Source organism: uncultured Alcanivorax sp. (assembly GCF_947258575.1).
Classification (GTDB): Bacteria; Pseudomonadota; Gammaproteobacteria; order Pseudomonadales; family Alcanivoracaceae; genus Alcanivorax.
The window spans coordinates 311,953-334,872 of sequence record NZ_CAMYIV010000002.1 but is presented as its reverse complement, the minus strand read 5'-3'; the positions used below and the strand labels follow the sequence as shown (position 1 = coordinate 334,872).

General features: G+C 59.0%; 19 protein-coding genes. 11 read left to right on the top strand and 8 right to left on the bottom strand.

The annotated features are described in order from the left end of the window. Positions 1–85 precede the first annotated feature (85 nt). Positions 86–1,609 carry a carboxylesterase family protein gene (locus Q0Y02_RS01660; protein ID WP_297763467.1) on the bottom strand — a complete coding sequence of 508 codons (1,524 nt, stop codon included), beginning with the start codon at positions 1,607–1,609 and terminating at the stop codon, positions 86–88. Positions 1,610–1,886: 277 nt separating this feature from the next. On the opposite strand from Q0Y02_RS01660, the gene Q0Y02_RS01655 reads away from it, so the two are divergent. Further along, positions 1,887–2,240 carry a poly(hydroxyalkanoate) granule-associated protein gene (locus Q0Y02_RS01655; RefSeq protein WP_297763464.1) on the top strand — a complete coding sequence of 118 codons (354 nt, stop codon included), beginning with the start codon at positions 1,887–1,889 and terminating at the stop codon, positions 2,238–2,240. Between the two features lie 118 nt (positions 2,241–2,358). Further along, entirely contained in the window at positions 2,359–3,426 is a 1,068-nt protein-coding gene (locus Q0Y02_RS01650; RefSeq protein ID WP_297763461.1) for an AraC family transcriptional regulator, read from the top strand. On the opposite strand, the gene Q0Y02_RS01645 is transcribed toward Q0Y02_RS01650, so the two are convergent. Beyond that, positions 3,409–4,494 (bottom strand): geranylgeranyl reductase family protein, encoded by a 1,086-nt coding sequence (locus Q0Y02_RS01645; protein WP_297763459.1) that lies wholly within the window; start codon positions 4,492–4,494, stop codon positions 3,409–3,411. The two genes, Q0Y02_RS01650 and Q0Y02_RS01645, sit on opposite strands and share 18 nt — an antisense overlap. Positions 4,495–4,667: 173 nt before the next feature. Between Q0Y02_RS01645 and Q0Y02_RS01640 the strand changes: the two genes are divergently transcribed. Then, entirely contained in the window at positions 4,668–5,648 is a 981-nt protein-coding gene (locus tag Q0Y02_RS01640; RefSeq protein WP_297763456.1) for a malate dehydrogenase, read from the top strand. A gap of 75 nt (positions 5,649–5,723) precedes the next feature. Here the strand turns inward: Q0Y02_RS01640 and Q0Y02_RS01635 are convergent, their stop codons facing one another. After that, a complete protein-coding gene (locus Q0Y02_RS01635) occupies positions 5,724–6,314 on the bottom strand; it encodes a DUF805 domain-containing protein (protein WP_297763453.1) in 591 nt (196 codons plus the stop codon). Between the two features lie 157 nt (positions 6,315–6,471). Then, complete coding sequence (locus Q0Y02_RS01630) at positions 6,472–6,882, bottom strand: CBS domain-containing protein (protein ID WP_297763450.1); 411 nt, start codon at positions 6,880–6,882, stop codon at positions 6,472–6,474. Positions 6,883–7,056: 174 nt separating this feature from the next. Between Q0Y02_RS01630 and Q0Y02_RS01625 the strand changes: the two genes are divergently transcribed. Next, a complete protein-coding gene (locus Q0Y02_RS01625; protein WP_297763448.1) occupies positions 7,057–7,269 on the top strand; it encodes a DUF6316 family protein in 213 nt (70 codons plus the stop codon). Between the two features lie 32 nt (positions 7,270–7,301). Here the strand turns inward: Q0Y02_RS01625 and rraA are convergent, their stop codons facing one another. The 4 genes from rraA to Q0Y02_RS01605 form a co-directional block, all read right to left on the bottom strand. Beyond that, positions 7,302–7,784 (bottom strand): ribonuclease E activity regulator RraA, encoded by a 483-nt coding sequence (gene rraA, locus Q0Y02_RS01620; protein WP_297763444.1) that lies wholly within the window; start codon positions 7,782–7,784, stop codon positions 7,302–7,304. Positions 7,785–7,860: 76 nt separating this feature from the next. Further along, positions 7,861–8,556 (bottom strand): NAD(P)H-binding protein, encoded by a 696-nt coding sequence (locus Q0Y02_RS01615; protein WP_297763442.1) that lies wholly within the window; start codon positions 8,554–8,556, stop codon positions 7,861–7,863. Further along, positions 8,553–10,766, bottom strand: coding sequence for a response regulator (locus Q0Y02_RS01610; protein ID WP_297763439.1), 2,214 nt, complete (start codon positions 10,764–10,766; stop codon positions 8,553–8,555). The genes Q0Y02_RS01615 and Q0Y02_RS01610 overlap by 4 nt, the downstream gene beginning before the upstream one ends. A 39-nt stretch (positions 10,767–10,805) precedes the next feature. Further along, positions 10,806–13,121: an MMPL family transporter gene (locus Q0Y02_RS01605; protein ID WP_297763435.1), complete on the bottom strand. Its 2,316-nt coding sequence runs from the start codon at positions 13,119–13,121 to the stop codon at positions 10,806–10,808. A 116-nt stretch (positions 13,122–13,237) separates the two neighbouring features. On the opposite strand from Q0Y02_RS01605, the gene Q0Y02_RS01600 reads away from it, so the two are divergent. From Q0Y02_RS01600 to Q0Y02_RS01570, 7 genes are all read left to right on the top strand, one after another. Continuing rightward, entirely contained in the window at positions 13,238–13,636 is a 399-nt protein-coding gene (locus tag Q0Y02_RS01600) for a MerR family DNA-binding transcriptional regulator (protein ID WP_297763432.1), read from the top strand. Then, the gene (locus Q0Y02_RS01595) at positions 13,629–14,792 is read left to right on the top strand and encodes an isovaleryl-CoA dehydrogenase (protein WP_297763429.1); all 1,164 of its coding nucleotides are present in this window, start codon (positions 13,629–13,631) and stop codon (positions 14,790–14,792) included. The genes Q0Y02_RS01600 and Q0Y02_RS01595 overlap by 8 nt, the downstream gene beginning before the upstream one ends. A 100-nt stretch (positions 14,793–14,892) precedes the next feature. Continuing rightward, positions 14,893–16,500 (top strand): carboxyl transferase domain-containing protein, encoded by a 1,608-nt coding sequence (locus Q0Y02_RS01590; protein WP_297763426.1) that lies wholly within the window; start codon positions 14,893–14,895, stop codon positions 16,498–16,500. A 145-nt stretch (positions 16,501–16,645) separates the two neighbouring features. Next, entirely contained in the window at positions 16,646–17,419 is a 774-nt protein-coding gene (locus tag Q0Y02_RS01585; protein ID WP_297763423.1) for an enoyl-CoA hydratase/isomerase family protein, read from the top strand. Positions 17,420–17,512: 93 nt separating this feature from the next. After that, positions 17,513–19,462 (top strand): biotin carboxylase N-terminal domain-containing protein, encoded by a 1,950-nt coding sequence (locus Q0Y02_RS01580; RefSeq protein ID WP_297763420.1) that lies wholly within the window; start codon positions 17,513–17,515, stop codon positions 19,460–19,462. Positions 19,463–19,549: 87 nt separating this feature from the next. Further along, positions 19,550–21,490, top strand: coding sequence for an acetoacetate--CoA ligase (locus tag Q0Y02_RS01575; RefSeq protein ID WP_297763417.1), 1,941 nt, complete (start codon positions 19,550–19,552; stop codon positions 21,488–21,490). A 78-nt stretch (positions 21,491–21,568) separates the two neighbouring features. Further along, complete coding sequence (locus Q0Y02_RS01570; RefSeq protein WP_297763414.1) at positions 21,569–22,843, top strand: hypothetical protein; 1,275 nt, start codon at positions 21,569–21,571, stop codon at positions 22,841–22,843. Positions 22,844–22,920: the final 77 nt, after the last annotated feature.

Here is a 22,920-nt window from a genome sequence, read left to right as displayed (position 1 = left end):
AGCGCGGTAGCAGGGCCGCACGGGGGCGGTATTCTACGCGCTTTAGGGGATTGTGAGAAATCTCCGGCGATCGAGCGCTATTCACTTACTTCGGGAAGGGAATGATGGTTTCCCAGAGGCCCTCGCCAGCCTCATCCAGCAAACCGGCCATCTCCTCGCCCGGACCGAACTGGCGCACCTGCCGTCCGGCGGACCAGCCCTGCCAACCCGGATCATCACCGTGGGCAAACGCCCCCCAGGCATCCTGCACCTTACGGGACAGGGCCCTGGCGGCATCACCGCCGCCGGTGAAATACATTCCCGCCGGGGTATCAGTGACACCAAACACAAAGGGCACATCCACCACATGGCAGGCACCCAGCGGCAGGCCGAAGGGCTCGCTCTGCCAGGTAAACTGGAAGCCCCAGCAATCCGGGTTATGGCGACTCTGGGCATCCAGCAGACGGACCGTGGGCACACGGAAAAGGCGATCGGATTCCATGGCTGAAAACACATCCAGCGGGCTGCGACGCGGATCCGGCGTTACCTTGGTGCGATAATAGTCAAATGCCCGGGCTCCGTTTCCCGGCAGCCCACGCTCAAAACGACGCTGGATTTCTTGCTCATCCACGTCTCGCAGGGATGCCATTTTCACTGTTCCGGCCAGCACCCCGGCGTACTGGAAAAAGTGGTATTCATCCTGGCAGACCCCGGCCAGCAGTCTCTTGTCAGCGGCAGCACCGGCGGCAATGGCCTCGATCGGTAGCAGCGGCAACAGGTCACCATCTACCATGGGAAGAAGATTCATCGCGTACTGTGGCGTTGTCGTGCGCAGCCCCCGGTCCACCAGCACTTTCACTGCCTGGTTCTGGGCTTTGACCCAGTCTTTGGCGGTGGCATCGTGCAGCTTTTCCGTCGCACTGCCCTCGCCGGGCAGAGCGGCCACAAAGGCATCGGTGACCTTGCGAACCTGTTCCGGCGCCAGTACAAAATCCGCCGCACCGGACTGAACGATAGCTGCATGAAACAGTGCTGCGGCCCGCGGGCATGCCAGTAGCGCACAGACACTGAAGCCACCGGCGGATTCCCCGAATACGGTGACCCGATCCGCATCACCGGCAAAACCGCTGATGTTTTCCTGGACCCATTCCAGCGCCGCCAGCTGATCGCGTAGCCCCAGATTGGTGTCGGCCTGAAGCTCCGGCGCCACCGCCGTGAAATCGGCAAAGCCCATGGCTCCCAGCCGATAGGCAGCATTCACCACCACCACCTGCTGGCTACGAGCAAGCTCAGCACCGTTGTACAGCGGCTGGGAAATGGCGCCGGCCAGATAGGCACCGCCATGGAACCAGACCATCACCGGAAAGGGGCCTTGCCCCTCCGGCACCCAGATATTCAGGTAAAGACAGTCTTCACTGGAGTCATGGACTCCCATCAACGGGTTCTTCATCTGCAGCGAGGGCTGGGGGTATTGATCCGCCGTGATCTCGTTATCAGAGTCCGGCAGCGCCCGGGGCGCCTTGAAACGATGCTCGCCCAGCGGCGGCAAGGCAAAGGGGATGCCTCTGTACTCGGTGACACCGTTACCGCTAAGCCCTTGATAGTGGCCCTGACGAATCACTACTGACATGGATGGATCCTTTTCTGATTTCTGTCCGACAGCCCGGTCATGCCCGACGCGTTTCATTCGCCGGAAAATGGTGCCTCAGAAGCGATAATGACTACCCCCGCAAAGGCTGGATGTAGACCTTAGCAAATTACCTACTGATGAGTAGGCCAAACCTCATGTTTAATTGTTAGACAACATTAACAACACTGTCAGAATCCTGACTTACACTTGTTCACGCCCTCGCAGCCACCGCCAGAGGGCTTTGCTAATCCATTTTTTCTACGGAGGGAAGCCCCCTATGAGCAACGCTACGATCGAGCAACTCAACGAGCGCTATGAGCAAGTTACTACCGAAGCCAAAGCGGCTCTGGAAAAATTGAACACCGCCGTACGCGGTGCTTACACCCGTCTGGAAGAAAACGGCAATGAGCTGTTTCAGACGCTGGTGAAAACTGGCGAGAAGCGTCAGAAAGCCGTAGCCAAGCCACAGAAAAAAACCACTGCCAAGAAGCAGCCGTCCCAGCTGGACGAAGTCCGCGGCAAAGTTGCTTCCGCCCTGGGTCTGCCCACTCGCGATGAGGTAGAAGCCCTGAACAAGAAGTTGGCCACCCTGACCCGTAAGGTCAACAAGCTGGCCAAAGAAGCGAAATAATCGCTTTGCCAGCCTCAGGGGCGGTACCGCCGCCCCTGCTCTCTCTTCTTTGTCTCACCTGAACCGTTGACTTCCCCGCCCGCCTCTCGTTATCTAGTAGCCTCTGCAGATAACAAAAATGACGCGAGCCAAGATGTCCGCCAGCCTGTCTTCTTCACTGAAATTGCGTACCGTCGCCCCTTTCTGGCTTGAATTCCTGCTGGATGCCGCCCTGCGTGCCGGTGTCGATCTGAGTCGTGCCCTGGTGGATCTGGGTATCAGCAACGACGATCTGGAAAACCCCCAGTCCCGGATTGCCATGTCGGTGGAGAACCAGCTGCTCAAGCAGGCCATGAAAGAAAGTGGTGATCCGCTTTTCGGTCTGCATATGGGCGAAGGCATCCGCCCGCGCTTCATGGGCGAGCTGGGCTATGCCAGCATGTCCAGCGCCACCCTTGGTGACGCCATCGAGCTGATGATTCCCTTCACCAAAGTCACCAGTGAATGTGCCCAGCTGCGCTTTGAGTGGCGCGACAAGTCCCTGTGGCTTATCTGGGAAAGCGACCTGGAAGACCTGGCCACTTATCCGGCTCGCATAGATGCCAACTTCGCCGGCGCCATCGTTTACGGCCGCTGGTTGATCGGCAAGGAAATGTCGCCAGCCAGGGTGCTGTTTCGCCACCCGCCCCAGGGCGATGAGCTGGAATACCAGCGAATCTTCCGCTGTGAGGTGGCCTTCGAGCAGCCAGTGAATGCCATCGTGCTGGACGCCGGTTTGCTGGACCTGCCGCTGCGCGATGCGGACCCGGAAATGCACAAGGTGGCGCGTTCTCGCATGCAGCGGGCGGTAACCAAGTACCATGCCCGCGACAATTTGCTGGAACAGGTGCGCCTGGAGATTCAGAAACGCCTGCAGCAGGGTGTCCCGCAACTGGAACCTATCGCCGACCAATTGGGGATAAAGCCCTGGACCCTGCGCCGCCAGTTGCGCTCAGAGAACACGGATTTTTCCAGCCTGCTGGAAGATGAACGCCGACGTCTGGCCTGTGACTGGTTATTGCACAGCGACCGCTCGGTAAACCAGATCGCCCTGGATCTGGGCTATTCGGAACAAAGCGCTTTCAATCGGGCCTTCAAGCGCTGGTTCGGTGTCACCCCGGTTCACTACCGGGAACAACAAGGCAGCGCTTTATCTCCCGACGATTGATGCGCCGCGCCAGCGGCGCTTGCATTGACCCAGGGTAAGTCCCAGGGCAAAGCCCTCAACCAGGGTCTCCCCCAGATTACCCTGCAGCATGCGGGTAGACAGCGGCATTAACGGGTAAAAGAGCCGCGCCAGCTGCTCCACCGTCGCCAACTCTTCGCGCCAGCCCGCCAGCCACTGAGGGTAGCTCGCCAGTTGCCCGGCAAGAATCGCCTGGGCGGCCAGCTGACCGCTGAGAACGGCGCCATAAATCCCCTCACCCAGCAGCGCTTCAGTACAACCGGCCGCATCGCCGGCAAACAGGATTCTGCCCTGACACAAACGGGACTGAGGCAGCCAGGTACCCAGCGGGTAGCCCTGTACCCCAGAGGGACGGGTGCCCAGCTGTTGCTGACTGTAGCGATCGAGCAGCTCACGGCTCGGGGAGGCAATACCCTGGCGCCACACGTAAAGCCCGACGTTGACATGATCTCCCTTGGGGAACAGCCAACCGTAGCCACCTTTGATTGCCGCAAAATCAAGCGTCATGCCCGGATAGCGAGAGAGCTGGTCTCGAGGCACACACCCTTCGATGGCCACCGCGCCGGCAAAACGGCGCTCGCCCAACAGTTTGCGTACCGGGCTGTGGGCACCATCGGCGGCAATCAATGCGTCGGCCTGAAAGCGCTCGCCCTCACGGGTGGTCAGGGTGACAGAGCGGCCGTCCTGACGCAGGGACTGAACCCCTCGTGTCTCCACAAAACTGGCGCCCTGCTGCTGCGCCTGTTGTCGGCAAAACGCATCCAGTTCGGCCCGTTCGGTCATCACACAGAAGGGGTTTGGGGCATGCAGAGCCTGGCTGTTTGCGGGAAAACGCCCGACCCAGAGAGTGGAGACCACTTCACGAACTACTGGCGCAATGGAAAATCGGTAGCGATTCAGGGCCTTGGCTGTCACCCCGCCAGCGCAGGGTTTGCCCTGCCCGGCAGGCCGTGACAACACCAGTACACGCCGTCCGGCCGCCGCCAAATCCCAGGCGGCGGCACAGCCGGCCTGAGCCGCCCCGACAATAATCACATCCCATTTCGTCATTCCGTGCCTCAAGTCAGTCAACCGGACCTCGGTCCAAGTATGAATAGGCCTGTGCTTCCTTTATAATGCGCCCCGTCCGGGACCCCTGACCCATGGCGGAATTCGCCATTGCTCAGTGGCTCCCCTGGTTTCAGCCCCATAAGTTCTCCCGAATTAAAGCTAGGAGATTGTTAATGAAAGCACCCGTACGCGTAGCCGTTACCGGCGCCGCTGGCCAAATCAGCTATTCCCTGCTGTTCCGTATCGCCTCCGGCGACATGCTCGGCAAAGACCAGCCCATTATTCTGCAACTGCTGGAAATCACCCCGGCCATGGAAGCCCTGAAGGGCGTTATCATGGAACTGGAAGATGGTGCTTTCCCGCTGGTCGCCGGCATTATTGGCACCGACGATGCCAACGTGGCCTTCAAGGACGCCAACTACGCGTTGCTGGTTGGTGCTCGTCCGCGTGGTCCAGGCATGGAGCGCAAAGATCTGCTGGAAGCCAACGCAGCAATCTTCTCTGCCCAGGGCAAAGCCATCAACGACAACGCCAGCAAGGACATCAAGGTGCTGGTTGTCGGCAACCCGGCCAACACCAACGCCCTGATCGCCCAGCGCAATGCGCCGGACATCAACCCCCGTCAGTTTACTGCCATGACCCGCCTGGACCACAACCGTGGCATGGCGCAACTGGCCAACAAACTGGGCAAGACGGTCAACGACATCACCAAGATGACCATCTGGGGCAACCACTCCTCCACCCAGTACCCGGATCTGCACCACTGCGAAGTGGACGGCAAAGTGGCCGTCGACCAGATCGAACAGGACTGGTACGAAGGCACTTACATTCCGGAAGTCCAGCAGCGCGGTGCCGCCATCATCAAGGCCCGTGGCGCGTCCTCTGCCGCTTCTGCAGCCTCTGCAGCTGTTGATCACATGCGTTCCTGGGCCCTCGGCACTGCCGACGGTGACTGGGTTTCCATGGGTATCTACAGCGACGGTTCCTACGGCATCCAGGAAGGCCTGATCTACTCCTTCCCCTGCACCTGCAAGGATGGTGACTGGAGCATCGTTCAGAGTCTGGAAGTGAACGATTTCTCCCGTGGCAAGATGGAAGCCACCGAGAAGGAACTGGCGGAAGAACGTGACGCCGTTTCCCACCTGCTGCCGTAAGGTTTCGCAGGAATAAAAAAGGGGCTCTTCGGAGCCCCTTTTTTTATACCCGATGTAGCGCTCTTGCTCTATTGCTCAGTAGTCATAGTCGTACTGCATTTCAGAAGCAGCCTGGGCACGCTCGACATATTGATTGTAGGCCGGCACGGCCACTGCCATCAGTACACCGATATAACCCACGAACAACACCGTCACCACAACAAAAGCCGCTATCACCCCACCGCTGTTAGCTACCGGCCTGGGGCCGAATTTGTTCGCTCCCCTGGTGCCCGGCATGAAGATCAACAGCAAGCCCATGATCAGATTCACGATCGGGACAAGAAATAACAGCACAAACCAACCGCTGGCATTGATGTCATTCAACCGGCGGATTGCATAGATAACCGTCATCACCAGAATAAACAGCATCACCACCATAGCCAGAAAACCCAGCAGCATGGTGGCCCCGGAATTGGCAGAAGCACTGTCAAAGCCGCCCATGATCGCGGCAAGAATGCCTCCCACGACGGCTATCGCCAGATAGGACAACATGGTCAGACCAAAGGCATAGACTACATAACGCATCCGACCGATACGGCCTGAGGCCGCAAAGAATTTGGGTTGATAACTTTCATCAGCATTGGCGGCGGACACATCCGCGGATGGAGCCTGATAAGGCTGGTTCATGGTTCCCCCCCTTGGGAAAGTGATTACATATTAAAAGGTCAGCCTCAGTAATGGCGGCTACTTCCTGCAATGGGTCAGAGAAATAACCGGACAGAAGACTGCAACTGCGAATTTGGCTATTACCAGTGACTGGCTGGAGCCGGCCACTGTTGATTCCTTATAGAGTGTGCTTTCGACTGAAATCATCCATCGCCCTCAGTAGATCGCGACGGCTGATCTGCCCGACAAGCTTGCCCTTATCTACCACCGGAAGACGACGCCGATGATCGGCAATAAAGATTTCTGCCGCATCCAGTATTGAGCTGTCCGGCGAGATAGTCTGAGGATCCCGGGTCATATACTCGGCAACCGGGCCAATTTCTGTTTCATGGTAGCTGGCCTGCAAAGCACCCTTGAGACAATCCGACTCGGAAAAAACCCCTACCAAACCTCCCGCTTCATCCACCACTGGGGCACCGGAAATCCGGTTTTCCAGGAGGATACGAATGGAATCATTGACCGAAACATGGGGTTTCAGGGTAACCAGGTTGCGGGTCATGTAATCGGCGACCCGAATCGACTTCAGCATGAGAGAGAACTTCCCTGTGTATCGGACCGAAATAGGCCAATGGTTCCTTTTATAACAGATATTGCTTTGATCACCACGGGCTCTGTTTAGCCGCTGAACGACGAACGGCGGTAGATGCAAATAGTTACACAATGTTACCTTTTGAAAAAGGCCATATGCAAAAAAGGGAATTTTATGAAAGTCAGAGCCGAAGACATGGAAGCAAAGACCTGGTTTCGCAGCGATCGCTTTTTTAACGAAGGAGGACGCTGGTTCTTTTCGACCAGGGAAAATACTGTTGAAGGTCCTTTTGATACTCACAGAGACGCAGAACAGGAATTGATGATGTATATCCGCGATATGCAAGCAAAAGCATCATTTGGGCTGGCACCAGAAATCCGCACCTAAGCTGCCCCTTTGGGGCAGCTGACAAAGATAGGCTACAGCAACGCCTTCGGCGAAGTAATAATGCCGTTGTTATCCGCGTAGACATAATCCCCCGGGTGAAACGTAACGCCACCGAAAGTGATGTCGATATTGAGCTGCCCTTCATCGCGGCGCACGGATTTGATCGGCACGCAGCCCAGAGTGACAACGCCGATATCGAGCTTGGCCAGCTCGTCCACATCCCGGCAGGCGCCATAGATGATCACACCTTCCCAGCCATTCTTGACCGCGTTCTCGGCAATCATGTCACCGATCAGGGCATTGCGCAGGCTACCGCCACCGTCGACCACCAGCACTTTCCCTTTACCGTCGGTGCCCAGATGTTCCTTGACGCGACTGTTGTCCTCGAAACATTTCACTGTCACGACTTCCCCACCAAAGGCACTACGTGCACCGTAGCTGAACCAGTTATAGCCGGTTACCACAGACACGCTGTCGGCATTGTCATCACAGAGATCGCAGGTCACAAAAGTCATACTGACTCCTTAAAACAGTGGTGAGAAAGGTGTTCCAGCGTGGCAGGCGACAGTCGCGCCGTTTTAACCACCAGCTCTACTCGCCTTTCACTTCTCGTTGGTTACGGAACTTGCCGGCAAACACCAGAAAATCCCGGTAGCGTAGTTTGTAGAGACCGGTCTGCGGCCCCTCAAGGGCCATCCCCACCATGGCGTCTGCCACTTTCTGGCTGTCTACCGGCAGCCAGTGGGCGTCAGTCCAGCGGGTTAGCGGCTCAATCACGCGATTGAAGATGTTGCCCCAGTCCTCCGCCGGCCGCCGGTCATTTCGCTGACCGCGCAGCAGGGAGGGCTGGAGGATAGCAAGTAACGGCAACTCCAGTTTAACCAGTGCTTTTTCCATCTGCCCTTTTACGCGGGCGTAAAAAAACGGGGAACGAGCTTTGGCATTGACGGCCGAAACCACCAGGAAACGCTGCACGCCGGCGCGCAGGGCCATTTGGCCGGCCAGCACCACCAGATCATGGTCCACATGGCGGAAGGCTTGCCGCGACCCGGCCTTCTTCATGGTCGTGCCCAGGCAGCAAAACACATCATCTACCTGAAAAGACGCCTGGCAGGCTTCCATCTGATCCAGATCAACCACATGAACATCGAGCTTGGGATGCTCTATGGAAAGGGGGCGACGGCAAAGTACCCGTACCTGTTCGTACTCATCACTTTCCAGCAGATTGGCAAGACAGTCGTTACCGACCAGTCCGGTGGCCCCCAGCAGCAAGGCTTTTCTTGTCATTCATCATCCTCATCAACGTCTGGCTCCGCAGGCAACCAGCGACGCAGAACCGTTTCCAGTGCGTCCAGGTGCACCGGTTTCGCCAGAAAATCATCCATTCCCGCCGCCAGACAACGTGCTTGCACGCCTTCCGCCGTATTGGCGGTAATCGCCACAACCGGAGTTCGCGTGCCATCATTCTGCTTCTCGCGATCGCGCAGCCGGCGGGTCACTTCAAAGCCGTCCATTTCCGGCATCATGCAATCCATCAGGATCAGATCAAAGCCTTCCTGGTCCACCAGGGCCAGTGCCGTTTCCCCATTACTGACGGTTTTCACCTGATAGCCCAGCTTGCTTAGCATGCCCCGGGTCACCAATTGGTTGACCTCATTATCTTCCACCAGCATCAACCGGAACTGCTTGCGCCGCTGGCGCTCCTCACGGGTCTGCATGGGCGCATCGCCAACCGGTTGCTGACGCTGCAGGCCCACCAGACGAGCCAACGCGTTGCGCAGACTGCGGCGATGGGCCGGGCGCACCAGCACCACCAATCCGTGCTTGTCGATCAGCTTCTGTACCGCCGGGGTGCCACGCTCTTCGATAGTGGCCAGCAGCACCAGTCGCACCGGTCGCAGGGAAGGATCTTCCAGCACATTGCGGCACAGGTTCAGAGCCAATTCCGGGCGCGTCCAGGTATCCACCAGCAGCAGGTCAAAATCACTGTGCTCCCGGTGGCCGGCCCGCAGGGCCTGCAAGGCATGGTCATAACCCTGGGCGGAAGAGCACTGGCAACCGAGCGTCTCAAGCTCTTCCTGCAGGCAGGCAACGGTACCGGAGGCGGCACCCACTACCACGGCTTCGGCGCCATCAAGGGCACGTACCAGATCCTGGGCCTCGCGCATGTCAGGCTGCATTTGCACCGGCACCGTGAACCAGAAGGTGGAGCCCTCCCCCGGTACGCTCTCGGCGCCAAGGGTGCCTCCCATGGCATCAATCAGGCCCTTGCAGACCAGCAGGCCGAAGCCGGTATGACGGCTACTGTAGACATCCTGGCCCTCTTCGATAAAGCGATCCTGGAACAGATGGCGCAACGTTTCCGGATCCATACCCGAGCCCTGGTCGCTGAGGCGCACCCGCAACACACCGTTGCTTTCGCTTTCCACGGTAAAATCCACATCGAGCCGGATCTCACCGTTATCACTGAATTTGATGGCATTGCTGAACAGGTTGTTGAGCACCTGCATGAGGCGCTCACGGTCGCCGCGAATGCGTTTGGGGAGCAACCGGTCGATTACACAGGTCAGTTCCAGCCCCGTGGTCTGGGCCATGGGGCCGAAGGCTTCCAGGGCCTGTTCAATGGCGGTGCGGAAATCAAAGAATTCGGAATTGAGGGTGACCCGCCGGGACAGGATGCGGGAGTAATCGAGTACGTCATCAATCAACGACAACAGCAGCTTGCCGCTGCGCCCGGCTACCTGCAGGTAATCCTTCTGTTCATCATCCAGACGGGTATCTTCCAGCAGGGACATCATTCCCATCAGGGAATTCATCGGCGTGCGCAGTTCGTGGGCCAGCCGGTAGACCAGACTGAGCTGCACCTCCGTACTGCTGCGAACCGGCTGCTGACTGCTGCTTTCGCCCCGTCCGCGGCGTTCGCGGGTCATCGCATGCCAGAAGGTTTCATACTGCCCGCGGTAGAGCCGGAACAGGTAGAACGCATAGATGCTGATCATGATCGCGATCACCCAGTCGTGCAGCGAACCGGTGATCAGCAGTACCAGCACGGTGGGCAGAAACATCAGCACGATATACGCCTGACGCACCCGCAGACCGGCCATCCAGGAGCTACCCAGGGCCGTGGTGACACCGACGTTATAAAGCAGTACCGCGAAGAAGTTGAAGCCGGAGCCCAGTCGCCACGCCAGCCAGGCCGGGAGTATCCCCCACAGCAGCGCATGCATGGCCAGACCGGCGCCAAACAGCTTGCGCCAGCGTGCCGGCCCCGAGCCGTAAAGGGCATCGAAACGGGCAACCAGCCATAGTCGATAGGCAGTAACAGCCAGAACGGCCCCGCCTCCGATGAGCGCTTCCAGTTCGAAACTCTGATAAACCTGCCCCCAGGCAAAAACCAGGGCATAAATCAGAAGGGCCGCCAAAACCCCCATCAGGGAGTTCTTGGCGGCCCCGTAATCGACGCGCTTGAGAACCTTGCGATCTTTCTTGTATGTCACCGTGTCTTGTTCCGTGGAACGTTTCCGGACAATGTGGCGCTACGTTAGCACTGCTTTTCCGGGCTGGCTACTCCGCCGCGCACGATCCAGGGCAATCAGTAACGGTACAAAGAAGAAAAAGTCCACAAACAGGGCCATGGCAATGGTTATCGCCGACAGCAAGCCCATGCTGGCATTGGGGTAGAAGTGGCTGGTGCCAATAATCGCAAAATTGGCAACCAGCACCACGGAGGTGGCAACCAGGGCGACCCCCACGGTGCGAAAGGCATAATCCACCGCTTTCTCGGTATTCAGACCCAGCTCCCGCTTGGCACGCACATACTTGCTGAGAAAATGGACCGTATCGTCCACCACGATGCCCAGGGTCATACAGGCCACCACCGATACCGCCAGACCGATTTCGCCATTGATCAACCCCCAGAGACCAAACGCCATGGCTGCGGGCAGCAGGTTGGGAATCAACGACAGCAGGCCGTAGCGAACCGAGCGAAGGGCGAAGATCAGCAATAGCGAGACACTGATCAGTGCGATCAGGGCGCCGCCCAGCATGCTTTCGATATTCCGCATGGTGACCCGGCCGAACAGGATATCCATGCCTGTCCCTTTGGTCTGCATGGCCGCGGGCCAGTTATCCTGCATCCACTGCTCAACCCGGTCGTTGAAATCCAGCACCGGCTTTGAGCCGATATTTTCCAGCACCACGATGGCGCGAGCCTGGCGTTTGTCGATATCGAGCTGATCTTCCAGGCCCAGCCCCTGGGGCAGCGACAACTCGTACAACAGGGTGTACTGGGAAATCAGTTCCCGGGAATCCGGAATGCGATAGTAAGCAGGGTCACCGCCGTGCAAATCCCGGTTAAGGCGTTTGATCACATTGGTGTAGGAGGTGGCATAGACCACTTCGTCCTGCTGCTCCAGCCAGGTCATCAGATCATCAAGGTGCTGAAGGTACTCCGGCTCCATGGTGCCGCCGGATTCACCGGAGGGCACCGCATAATCAATACGGTGCATGCCGGTCATTTCCGACATGGCAAAATCGTTGACCCGCCTTACCTCGAAGGTCTCGTCAAAATATTCGTTGAACACATCGTTGGTACGGTTAAGCCCAACACTCGCCGTCAGCACCACGACGACAACCGACATACCTGCCAGCCAACGCTTGTAATGACGGCTGAGATGGCCGGCCAATGCGCTCATCCAGGGCGCATAATCACGCTGTCTGCCGGGTTCGATGCGGTGTGGTAACAGCATCACAAGCGCCGGTAGCAGTAGCACAGAGAACACAAAGGCCAGCAGCACCCCGATCAGTACCACATTCCCCAGTGCCCGAAACGGTTGTGACTCGGAAAAATTGAGGATGGCAAAGCCGATTGCCGTGGTCAGGCTGGTCAACCAGATTGGCTGCAGATTGATACGCAGGCTTTCCAGCAGCGCCGGTGTCTTGGCAATTCCCTGCAGGCGCTCATGACGATAACTGGCGAGAAGATGCACGGAGTCCGCCACTGCCAGGGTCAGGATCATGGCCGGCGCCATGCCCACGATGGGCGAAAACTCGATACCCAGCCACATGGCCACGCCCATGGCCGACGCAATGGAGAAAGCGATCACCACCACCGTGACCGCCACAAACATGGCACTGCGCAGGATCAGCCACAGGCATACCAGCATGACCACAAAGGCCAAAGGCAGCGTGGTCGCCATGGACTGCTCTGTGGCTTCGGCAGAGGCCTGGGAAAACACCACAGTGCCGGTCACCATGAATTCGATATCCGGGTATTGCTCCCCATAGGCCCGGGCCATTTCCCGGGCGGCGGCAGTGATTTCCGGGGCCTCGGTATTGCCCTCCCCCATGGTCACTGTCGCCACCACCCCGGCCACATGCCCCTTGCCCGAGACGAGTCGGCCCACCAGCGCGGGCTCGTCGAGGGCAATCTCGCGGGCTTGCTCGATATCCTCCGCCGACATGGAAAGCGCGTCTTCCACCAGCGGTGCCACAAAGAGGTCATCGCCCTCCACTTCCGTGTGCTGAAAATTGGTCAGCGAATCCACCCGGGTGGAATGCGGCAACGTCCAGGCGTCGTCGGTCAGGCCTTCAATGGCCGCCAACGTTTGCGGTTCAAACACCCGATCGTTTTTCGGGTGCACCACAAACAACACCATTTCGTTAGCGGTGAAACTGTCCTCCAGGGAAACAAAGCGCTTGAAATCCGGATTCTCTTCCGTGAAGAAGATCCGTGGATCGTTGTTGTTATGGAAGTGGCTCATGCCACCGGCCATGGCAAGGCACAGGCCAGTACAGGCCAGCAGTACCCACACCGGATGTGCCACCAGCCAGCGACTCCATGCGTCTTTCATGCGTATCCCCCTTATTCGGTAGCCGCAGTCTAGGCAGGGGTAAACACTGTGTCACGGACCGAAAGGGCCAAAACCCAATACTTTACGTTAACGTAAACTTCCCCTACTCTTTTACCATGAGCAAAAAACAGACCTACAGCATCGGCGAGCTGGCCCGGGAATTTGATGTCACCACCCGCACCATCCGCTTTTACGAAGACCAGGGCCTGGTAGCCCCTGAGCGTCGTGGGCAGACACGGGTCTACACCCCTGCCGACCGGGTCACCCTGAAACTGATTCTGCGTGGCAAGCGCCTGGGCTTCTCGCTGGCCGAATCCCGCGAGCTAATCGGCATGTACCAGCCCCAGAGCGATAACCGATCCCAGCTGCTTGCCCTGCAGGAAAAAATTCACCAGCGCCGCGTACAGCTTGATCAGCAACTGCGTGACATCCAGCTACTGCAACAGGAACTGGATAACGCCGAACAACGCTGCCTGGAAAGTCTTAACCAACTGGAGTCCAAGGAAAATGTTTAACAGCACCTTCAACTTCCACCTGGGCGAAACCATTGACGCCCTGCGTGATACGGCTCGCGCCTTCGCCCAGAAGGAAATCGCGCCCATCGCCGCCGAGATCGACCGCAGCAACGAGTTCCCTCTGGAGATGTGGAAGAAAATGGGTGATCTGGGGCTTCTTGGAATCACTGCCGGCGAAGAATACGGCGGCGCCAATATGGGCTATCTGGCTCACACCATCGTGGTGGAAGAGATCTCCCGCGCCTCTGCCTCCATCGGCTTGTCCTACGGTGCCCATTCCAATCTGTGTGTTAACCAGATTGCCATCAACGGTAGCGCTGAACAGAAAGACACGTATCTGCCTAAACTGATCAGCGGCGAGCACATCGGTGCTCTGGCCATGAGCGAGCCTGGTGCCGGCTCTGATGTGGTCAGCATGAAGCTGCGCGCCGAAAAGAAAGGCGACCGCTACATCCTCAATGGCAACAAGATGTGGATCACCAACGGCCCTGACGCCCATACCTACGTGATCTATGCCAAGACGGATAGCAGCGCTGGCCCCCGTGGCATCACGGCTTTCATCGTCGAGCGTGATTTCCCCGGTTTCTCCCGGGCCCAGAAGCTCGACAAACTGGGCATGCGTGGCTCCAACACCTGCGAGCTGGTGTTCGAAGACTGCGAAGTCCCCGCCGAGAACATCCTTGGCAAGGAAAATGAGGGCGTAAAGGTCCTGATGAGCGGCCTGGACTATGAGCGCACCATTCTGTCCGGTGGTCCGGTGGGCGTGATGCAGGCCTGCATGGATGAGGTGGTGCCCTACATCCATGAACGCAAACAGTTCGGCCAGGCCATCGGCGAATTCCAGCTGATGCAGGGCAAGATCGCCGACATGTATGTGATGCTCAACACCAGCCGCAGCTATCTCTATCACGTGGCCCAGGCCTGTGACCGCGGCGAGACCAACCGCAAGGATGCCGCCGGCGTAATCCTCTACTGCGCCGAGAACGCCACCAAAATGGCCCTGGAAGCGATCCAGACCCTGGGCGGCAACGGCTATATCAACGACTACAACACCGGCCGCCTGCTGCGCGACGCCAAGCTCTATGAAATCGGCGCCGGCACCAGTGAAATCCGCCGCATGCTGATCGGCCGTGAGCTGTTTAACGAAACAGCGTAAAAGATGATTTACCACAAAGAGCACAGCGTTCACTGAGAAGAATCTTTTTACTCTGTGTGCTCTGTGCCATCTGTGGTTAACAGTGTTTTGTGAGGCGCCCATGCCCAAGATCAATAGCCAGATCAATCCCGCCAGCCCGGAATTCCAGGCCAATCGGGAACACAACCTGACACTGCGCCAGCAGCTGCAGGAAAAACTGGACCACATCGCCCACGGCGGAGGTGAGGCTGCCGAACAGCGTCTGCGCGAACGCGGCAAACTGCCGGTGCGCGAGCGCATCAATCTTCTCCTGGATCCAGGCTCACCGTTCCTGGAGATTTCCGCCCTGGCCGCCGAAGGTGTCTATGGTGAAGACGTTCCGGCAGCGGGCTGTGTGGGTGGCATCGGTCAGATCCACGGCGTGGAATGCATGATCGTCGCTAATGACCCCTCGGTGAAAGGCGGCAGCTACTACCCGCTCACCGTGAAAAAACACCTGCGGGCCCAGGCCATTGCTGCCGAAAACCGTCTGCCCTGTGTCTATCTGGTGGATTCCGGCGGTGCCAACCTGCCCCGCCAAGACGAAGTGTTTCCGGACCGGGATCACTTCGGTCGCATCTTCTTCAACATGGCCAACATGTCCGCCCGGGGCATTCCCCAGATCAGTGTGGTACTGGGTTCCTGCACCGCCGGCGGCGCCTACGTGCCGGCCATGGCCGACGAAGTGATCATGGTGAAGGAACAGGCCACCATCTTCCTGGCCGGCCCACCACTGGTGAAGGCTGCCACCGGCGAGGTGGTCACCGCCGAAGAGCTGGGCGGCGCCAACCTGCACTGCGAACAATCCGGCGTGGCCGACCATCTGGCCGACGACGAACCCCATGCCCTGGAGCTGGCACGCCGTTCCATCGCGCACCTGAACTGGCACAAGCCGGATCAGGTAAACCGTCAACCGGTCCGCCCGCCGGCCTACGATCCCACCGAGCTATACGGCGTCATCCCCACCACTACCCGCCAGCCCATGCCGGCGCGGGAACTGATTGCCCGTATGGTAGACGGCTCCGAGCTAGATGAATTCAAGGCCCGCTATGGCACCACCCTGGTGTGCGGCTTTGCCCATATCCATGGCTACCCGGTGGGCATTCTCGCCAACGATGGCGTGCTCTACTCCGAATCTGCCCAGAAAGGCGCGCACTTTATCGAGCTGTGCAACCAGCGAAAGATTCCGTTGCTGTTCCTGCAGAACATCACCGGCTTCATGGTGGGCAAGAAATACGAATCCGAAGGTATCGCCAAACACGGCGCCAAGATGGTCAACGCCGTGGCCTGTGCCAGCGTGCCCAAGTTCACAGTGATCACCGGTGGCAGTTTCGGTGCCGGCAATTACGGCATGTGCGGGCGCGCCTATGATCCGCGCTTCATGTTCATGTGGCCCAATGCCCGTATTTGCGTGATGGGGGGCGAACAGGCCGCCAGCGTTCTCACTCAGGTAAAGCAGGCGTCGCTGAAGAAGAAAGGCCAGCAATGGAGTGACGAGGAAGCAACCGCATTCCAGGCAGATATGACCGAGCGCTACGAAGAGATGGCGCAACCCTGGTATGCCAGCGCGAGACTGTGGGACGACGGCGTGATTGACCCGACGGATACCCGTGATGTCCTCGGGCTGGCCATCTCAGCCAGCTTGAACGCACCGATCGAAGAGACGCGTTATGGCGTGTTTCGGATGTGATTAAGAGATACTTGCACGCTTCACGCGGCAAGCAAAGACCACAAGTAGGGTGCACTGAGCCTAAGGCGAACTGCACCATCCAACGCCGTAACGGTGCAGTTCGCCCTAGGCTCAGTGCACCCTACGAGAACATCGGACGTATAACATGAGCGTAACGACACAGATCAAAGACCGTGTGGCGCAAATCACTCTGGATAATCCGGACAAGCGCAACGCCTTCGACGACACCATTATCGCCTCGCTCACCGAGGCCTTTGAAAAAGCCGGTAACGATGACAGCGTGCGCATTGTGGTGCTTCAGGCCACGGGCAAGCATTTCTCCGCCGGTGCAGACCTGAACTGGATGCGCGCCATGGGCAAACTGGATGCGCAACAGAACCGCGACGATGCACTGAAACTGGCGCGGCTGATGCAGGCTATCGACCAGTGCCCCAAACCTGTCATCGCCCGGGTGCAGGGCGCGGCCTTTGGCGGCGCGCTGGGCCTGATCTGCGCCGCCGACATGGCGGTGGCTGCCGACAATGCCCGCTTCTGCCTCAGCGAGGTAAAACTGGGCATTGTACCGGCGGTGATCAGCCCCTATGTGGTGCGCGCCATGGGCGCCCGGCAGGCCAATCGCTATTTCATGACGGCCGAGGTCATTCCTGCCAGTAAGGCAGTCGCGCTTGGGCTTGCCCATGAAGTGGTACCGGAGAGCGAACTGGATGAGGCGGTCAGCAACCTCATCACCGCCCTGCTCAGCGCCGGCCCCCGTGCCCAGATCGAAGCACGCAACCTGATCGCCCGCGTCAGTGACGGCCCAATCGGTCAGAGCATGCTCAACGACACCGCCAACCTGATCGCCAGGCTGCGTACCGGCGAAGAAGGCCAGGAGGGACTGAGCGCCTTTCTGGAAAAACGAACAGCGAACTGGATCTGACCCACTATCCGCAGGAGCGTCGCTGGCGGCGCGGCAACCCACGCCGGAATCGCGCCACCGGCGACGCTCCTGCGGCAGGACAAAGGCAACAACATGGCACAGATAAAAAAACTCCTGATCGCCAACCGTGGCGAAATTGCCCGGCGTATTATCCGCACCTGCCACCAGCAGGGTATTGCCACCGTGGCGGTCTACTCCGAGGCCGACGCCACCCTGCCCCATGTGCGTGAAGCGGATCAGGCGGTCTGTCTGGGTCCGGCCCCGGCGCGGGAAAGCTACCTGGTCATCGACAAGGTCATCGCCGCCGCCAAGGATACCGGCGCCGATGCCATTCACCCGGGTTACGGATTCCTTTCCGAGAACACTGCCTTTGCCGCCGCCTGCGAAAACGCCGGCATCATTTTTGTCGGGCCTAATGCCCGCGCCATCGACGTCATGGGCGACAAGGCCGCCGCCCGGCAATTGATGGCAACCAGCGGTGTGCCGGTATTGCCCGGTTTCGACGAAGAAGGCGCCAGTGATGACGACCTGGTTCGTGCCAGTGAGCAGGTAGGTTTCCCGCTTCTGATCAAGGCGGTGGCCGGCGGTGGCGGCAAGGGCATGCGTGTGGTCAACAACGCCGGCGAGTTCTCCGAAGCGCTGGCGGCAGCACGCCGCGAAGCCCGCGGTGCCTTCGGCGATGACCGGGTACTGCTGGAGCGCTATCTGCCCACGGCTCGCCATGTGGAAGTGCAGGTATTCGCCGACAATCACGGCAACGCCGTACACCTTTTCGAGCGCGACTGTTCGGTACAGCGTCGCCATCAGAAAATCATTGAGGAAGCCCCGGCACCTGGCCTGGATGAGGCCACCCGGGACGCCTTTGGCAACGCCGCAGTTCAAGCGGCCAAGGCCATTGATTATCGCGGTGCCGGCACCGTCGAGTTCCTCTACGGTCCCGATGGCCAGTTCTACTTCATGGAAATGAACACGCGTCTGCAGGTAGAGCACCCGGTGACGGAAATGATTACCGGCGAAGACCTGGTTGCCTGGCAGCTCGCCGTCGCCGCCGGCGAACCGCTGCCCAAAGCGCAGCATCAGATCGAGCGTCACGGCCACGCCATGGAAGTGCGTCTCTACGCGGAAAATCCGGAGCAGGGATTCCTGCCCTCCTCCGGCCTGCTCAGCCATCTGCGCTGGCCCCATGAAGTGGCCCGGGTGGATGCCGGTTATGAAAATGGCGATCGGGTAGACGACCATTATGATCCCATGATCGCCAAATTGATCTGCCATGGCGCGTCACGCAATGAGGCCCGCCAGAAACTGATCACGGCTCTGGAAGCCCTGGAACTGAGCGGCATCCATCACAATGCCCCTTTCCTGCACCGGGTACTCAACGACGCAGCCTTTGCCGGTGGCGAACTGGATACCCGTCTTCTGGAACACCGCCCGCAACTGCTGGAGGCCACGCAGACGGCCCCCGAGCTGCTGGCCCTGGCTGCCAGCCAGGTATTCGCCACCGACAACACCGGCGATTCCCCCTGGCAAAGCCTGCAGGGCTGGCGGCCGCTGGGCCGACGTTTCCGGCAAACCCTGCTTCAGGTCGATGGCGACCTGATCACGGTCCGCGAACAAGATGGCTCCGCGTCTGTGGGCGACAAGCAGGCCCCCCTTGTTGCGACAATGGATGCGCAGACCATCAACCTGCACTGGGGTAACAACGGTCTGCGCGCACGCTATGCCCGCAAGGATGACAACACCCTGCTGTTGTTCGTGGCCGGCCAGGCCCGTGCGGTCACATTGAACCCCAGCCGTGAGAGTGCCCGGCACGACGAAGAAGCCGGCTTCATCGCGCCCATGAGCGGCACTATCGTGGCCCTGCACGTGTCGGCCGGCGATACCGTTGCTGCTGGCGATGCGGTGATTACACTGGAGGCCATGAAGATGGAGCACACCCTGCGCGCTACGGTGCCGGGGACAGTCCATGATTTTCATGTGGCCGTCGGCGACAGCGTCAGCGAAGGCACCTTGCTGGTGGAATTTGAAGAGACCGCTGAGGCTTGAGACAGTCGCGGCCATCCGGCCGTATTACCGAGCTGATTGAAACCGCCGGACACTTGCTGCCGGACACCTGACACTTGGGAGAACACAATGTCCGCACCGCTTTGGCAACCGGGTGAAGCACAACAGAACAGCCGGCTGGCCAGATTCTGGGAACAGGCCCGTCACCACAGCGGCCAACCGCTGGTCGATTATAATGCTCTGCATGCCTGGTCAGTGGAGCAGCCGGAGGCATTCTGGCAACAGGTGTGGGACTTCTGTGGTCTGGTGGGCGAGCCCGGCGACACCGTACTGACCCGCCGCGACCGTTTCCAGGACACCCGCTGGTTTCCCCAAGCGCAGCTGAACTATGCGGAAAACCTGTTACACCGCAACGATACCCACCCGGCCCTGATAAGCGTGCTGGAAGACGGCACCCGCACCCAGGTCAGTTACGCCGACCTGCGAGTGGCCGCCGGCAAGGTCGCCGCCCAATTGCAGGCTGCCGGCGTGAAACCCGGTGACCGGGTCGCCGGCTACATGCCCAATCGCATTGAGACGGTGATCGCCGCCCTGGGCGCAGCCTGGATAGGCGCGGTATGGTCATCCTGTTCGCCGGACTTCGGTGTATCCGGCGTGCTCGACCGCTTCGGCCAGATCGAACCCACCGTGCTGGTGGCCTGTGATGGCTACCACTACAACGGCAAATGGATCGACCTTGGCGAGCGTATCGACGCCCTGCATTACGCCCTGAAACCGGAACTGATGGTGGTGGTGCCCGGCAAAGGCAACAGTACGCCGGTGCGACGAGCACTGATCTGGCAAACCTGGCTGGATAGTGCCGGGCCGGCACCGGACTTCGCCTCACTGCCGTTCAATCATCCGCTGTTTATTCTCTATTCCTCCGGCACTACCGGGCAGCCCAAGTGCATCGTTCATAGCGCCGGCGGCACCCTGCTGCAACAGACCAAGGAATTGCAGCTGCATGCGGACGTGGGCGCGGATGACACCCTGTTCTATTTCACCACCTGCGGCTGGATGATGTGGAACTGGTTGCTGTGTGGACTGCATACCGGCGCTACCCTGGTACTCTACGATGGCAACCCGGCTTACCCGAACACTGCCCGGCTGTTCGATCTGGTGGATGACGAAGCCATCACCCATTTCGGTACCAGCGCCAAGTTCATCCAGGCCGTGGAGAAATCCGGCCTCAAGCCCCGCGAAAGCCATGATCTGTCTACCCTGCGAACGCTCTTCTCAACCGGCTCTCCCCTGCTCCACGAGAGTTATGACTATCTCTATGAGCAGGTGAAACCGAATCTGCTGGTCAGCTCCATTTCCGGCGGCACCGATATCATTTCCTGCTTTGCTCTGGGCAATCCGTTGCTGCCGGTATACCGCGGCGAATTGCAGTGCCCGGGCCTAGGCATGGACGTGGCCGTGTTTGACGACAACGGCGCTCCCCTGGCGGATAGCAAAGGCGAGCTGGTGTGTCGACAGCCCTTCCCTTGCTGCCCGATACAGTTCTGGAACGACCCGGATGGCAGTCGTTTCCACAAGGCCTACTTCGCCCGTTTTGACGGCGTCTGGGCCCATGGGGATTACGCCCAGCTGGTTCCCCATGAACAACACTGCGGGCTGATCATTCACGGCCGTTCCGATGCGGTGCTGAACCCGGGCGGCGTTCGCATCGGCACCGCAGAAATCTACCGTCAGGTGGAAACCCTGGATGCGATCCGCGAAGCCATTGTGGTCGGCCAGGAGTGGCAAGGGGATGTGCGCGTGGTGCTGTTTGTGGTGCTGGCCGATGGCGTCGATCTCAGCGAGGCACTGCAGACGCAAATCCGCAAAGCGATCCGTGAAGGTGCCACGCCCCGCCATGTGCCGGCGGTGATTGCCGAGGTGCCCGAAATTCCACGCACCGTGAGCGGCAAGATTGTCGAACTGGCAGTCCGGGAAGTGATCCACGGACGCCCGGTCACCAACCGCAATGCCCTGGCCAATCCGCAGGCACTTGAGCATTTTTGCAACCGGCCTGAGTTGGCAAAATGACCGTCCGTTTACCGGGCCATTGACGGCCCGGTTTAAACGCGCATCATGTAGGCTTATACCGGCCCAGTGATGTAAAACATGAAGAATAATAAACGCTTGCCGACGTTGGCAGCTGCCCTGCTGTTCCTTTTGCCGGCTCTGTCCGGCACCTTGCACGCGCAGATCATTACGCTTACCGGCGAAACCTTCAAAACCCTGCATGGAAAGCAGAGCGGGCTCTATTCGTTCTTCACCATTCAGGATGGGCGGCTGGCGCCCGTGCCGCATCAGTGGGTGCAATGGTCAGAACAGGGCTACCCCTATTTCGAAGAAGATGACAGCACCAGCCCGGTTGGCGACCCCCTGCGGATCGATGCCGAGGATCGCCTGCTGCTGCGTTTTGAAGATGGCGGCCAACCCCTTGATGGCCCGGTTACCGAACAGGTGGCAGCAGAACTGGCCGTGGAACAAGGTGGCCAAACCCGTTACTTTTACCTGATCAAGAATGCCTACCTGCAGAATACTGATCGTTACGTTCAGTTCGACCCGCAGTCCATGACCATCAAAAGCACCGACTATGCACTGAGCATGGCGGGCGGCAACCTGTTCAACTGGAGCGACTTTTACTTTCGCGGCTTTGAAGGCGAAAACGGTGAGCGACAGAGCATTCTCGATACCCTTAAATTACGCCTCAGTGCCGGTCTCTTCGGAGAAAACAACCGGATCACCCTGAGCAACAACAACCTGGACCCCAAGGTCAAACAGGTCATCAATGGCCCTCTGGCAGCGCTGGTTTACGCGTCCACGTCGGTAACCGTTGCCAAGGTTCCCGTGCTGCGCATCAACAATTATTTTCTGGTGATGCCCAAACAGATGGAGATCCATAGTCGCTTCACCCTGCCCGGCATCGCCGAAACCGTTGTGAAACGCCCGGCACTGGACATTTCCCTGGACGGCAATGGCCTCTATGACAGCCAACTGATGACCAGTTGGACCGGCAATCATCTTGCGATCACGGATGGTCGGTTGTCCGACGCCGAAAAGGCCATGCTCGACAAACCGCTGGGCGGTGACAACTGGATATGGTTCAGCACTGGCCGTGGTTTTGATCTGCTCGCCCAGTTGGCGTTCCTGAAGGGCTTTGATACCCCTGCCCGTCTGCTCTACCAGGATGATGCTTCACTAGTTAACGACCCTGAACGTTTCCCTGGCCAGCTTCCCAATGTGGGCTTTTCATTGACGGACATACCCTTTGGCCAGGAGTTTTATTTTGTTACCCGGCTGTTCTACAGCAAGGACAGCCAGGGGCTTGCGCCAGGTAACTACGCCCGCCAGCAACTGGACGAGCCGAGCGCCACCCTGACATTGGAATAACATGAAAGAGTGCCAGGTACGGCAGAAAACTTGTCATTCCCGTCGAGGGCTTTGTAGAGTGAAAGCTCTCCCGGTAA

Bases quoted from the DNA above. Each gene is read 5' to 3' on its own strand.
- Q0Y02_RS01660 (WP_297763467.1), bottom strand. From the start codon at position 1,609: ATGTCAGTAGTGATTCGTCAGGGCCACTATCAAGGGCTTAGCGGTAAC.
- Q0Y02_RS01655 (WP_297763464.1), top strand. From the start codon at position 1,887: ATGAGCAACGCTACGATCGAGCAACTCAACGAGCGCTATGAGCAAGTT.
- Q0Y02_RS01650 (WP_297763461.1), top strand. From the start codon at position 2,359: ATGACGCGAGCCAAGATGTCCGCCAGCCTGTCTTCTTCACTGAAATTG.
- Q0Y02_RS01645 (WP_297763459.1), bottom strand. From the start codon at position 4,494: ATGACGAAATGGGATGTGATTATTGTCGGGGCGGCTCAGGCCGGCTGT.
- Q0Y02_RS01640 (WP_297763456.1), top strand. From the start codon at position 4,668: ATGAAAGCACCCGTACGCGTAGCCGTTACCGGCGCCGCTGGCCAAATC.
- Q0Y02_RS01635 (WP_297763453.1), bottom strand. From the start codon at position 6,314: ATGAACCAGCCTTATCAGGCTCCATCCGCGGATGTGTCCGCCGCCAAT.
- Q0Y02_RS01630 (WP_297763450.1), bottom strand. From the start codon at position 6,882: ATGCTGAAGTCGATTCGGGTCGCCGATTACATGACCCGCAACCTGGTT.
- Q0Y02_RS01625 (WP_297763448.1), top strand. From the start codon at position 7,057: ATGAAAGTCAGAGCCGAAGACATGGAAGCAAAGACCTGGTTTCGCAGC.
- rraA (WP_297763444.1), bottom strand. From the start codon at position 7,784: ATGACTTTTGTGACCTGCGATCTCTGTGATGACAATGCCGACAGCGTG.
- Q0Y02_RS01615 (WP_297763442.1), bottom strand. From the start codon at position 8,556: ATGACAAGAAAAGCCTTGCTGCTGGGGGCCACCGGACTGGTCGGTAAC.
- Q0Y02_RS01605 (WP_297763435.1), bottom strand. From the start codon at position 13,121: ATGAAAGACGCATGGAGTCGCTGGCTGGTGGCACATCCGGTGTGGGTA.
- Q0Y02_RS01600 (WP_297763432.1), top strand. From the start codon at position 13,238: ATGAGCAAAAAACAGACCTACAGCATCGGCGAGCTGGCCCGGGAATTT.
- Q0Y02_RS01595 (WP_297763429.1), top strand. From the start codon at position 13,629: ATGTTTAACAGCACCTTCAACTTCCACCTGGGCGAAACCATTGACGCC.
- Q0Y02_RS01590 (WP_297763426.1), top strand. From the start codon at position 14,893: ATGCCCAAGATCAATAGCCAGATCAATCCCGCCAGCCCGGAATTCCAG.
- Q0Y02_RS01585 (WP_297763423.1), top strand. From the start codon at position 16,646: ATGAGCGTAACGACACAGATCAAAGACCGTGTGGCGCAAATCACTCTG.
- Q0Y02_RS01580 (WP_297763420.1), top strand. From the start codon at position 17,513: ATGGCACAGATAAAAAAACTCCTGATCGCCAACCGTGGCGAAATTGCC.
- Q0Y02_RS01575 (WP_297763417.1), top strand. From the start codon at position 19,550: ATGTCCGCACCGCTTTGGCAACCGGGTGAAGCACAACAGAACAGCCGG.
- Q0Y02_RS01570 (WP_297763414.1), top strand. From the start codon at position 21,569: ATGAAGAATAATAAACGCTTGCCGACGTTGGCAGCTGCCCTGCTGTTC.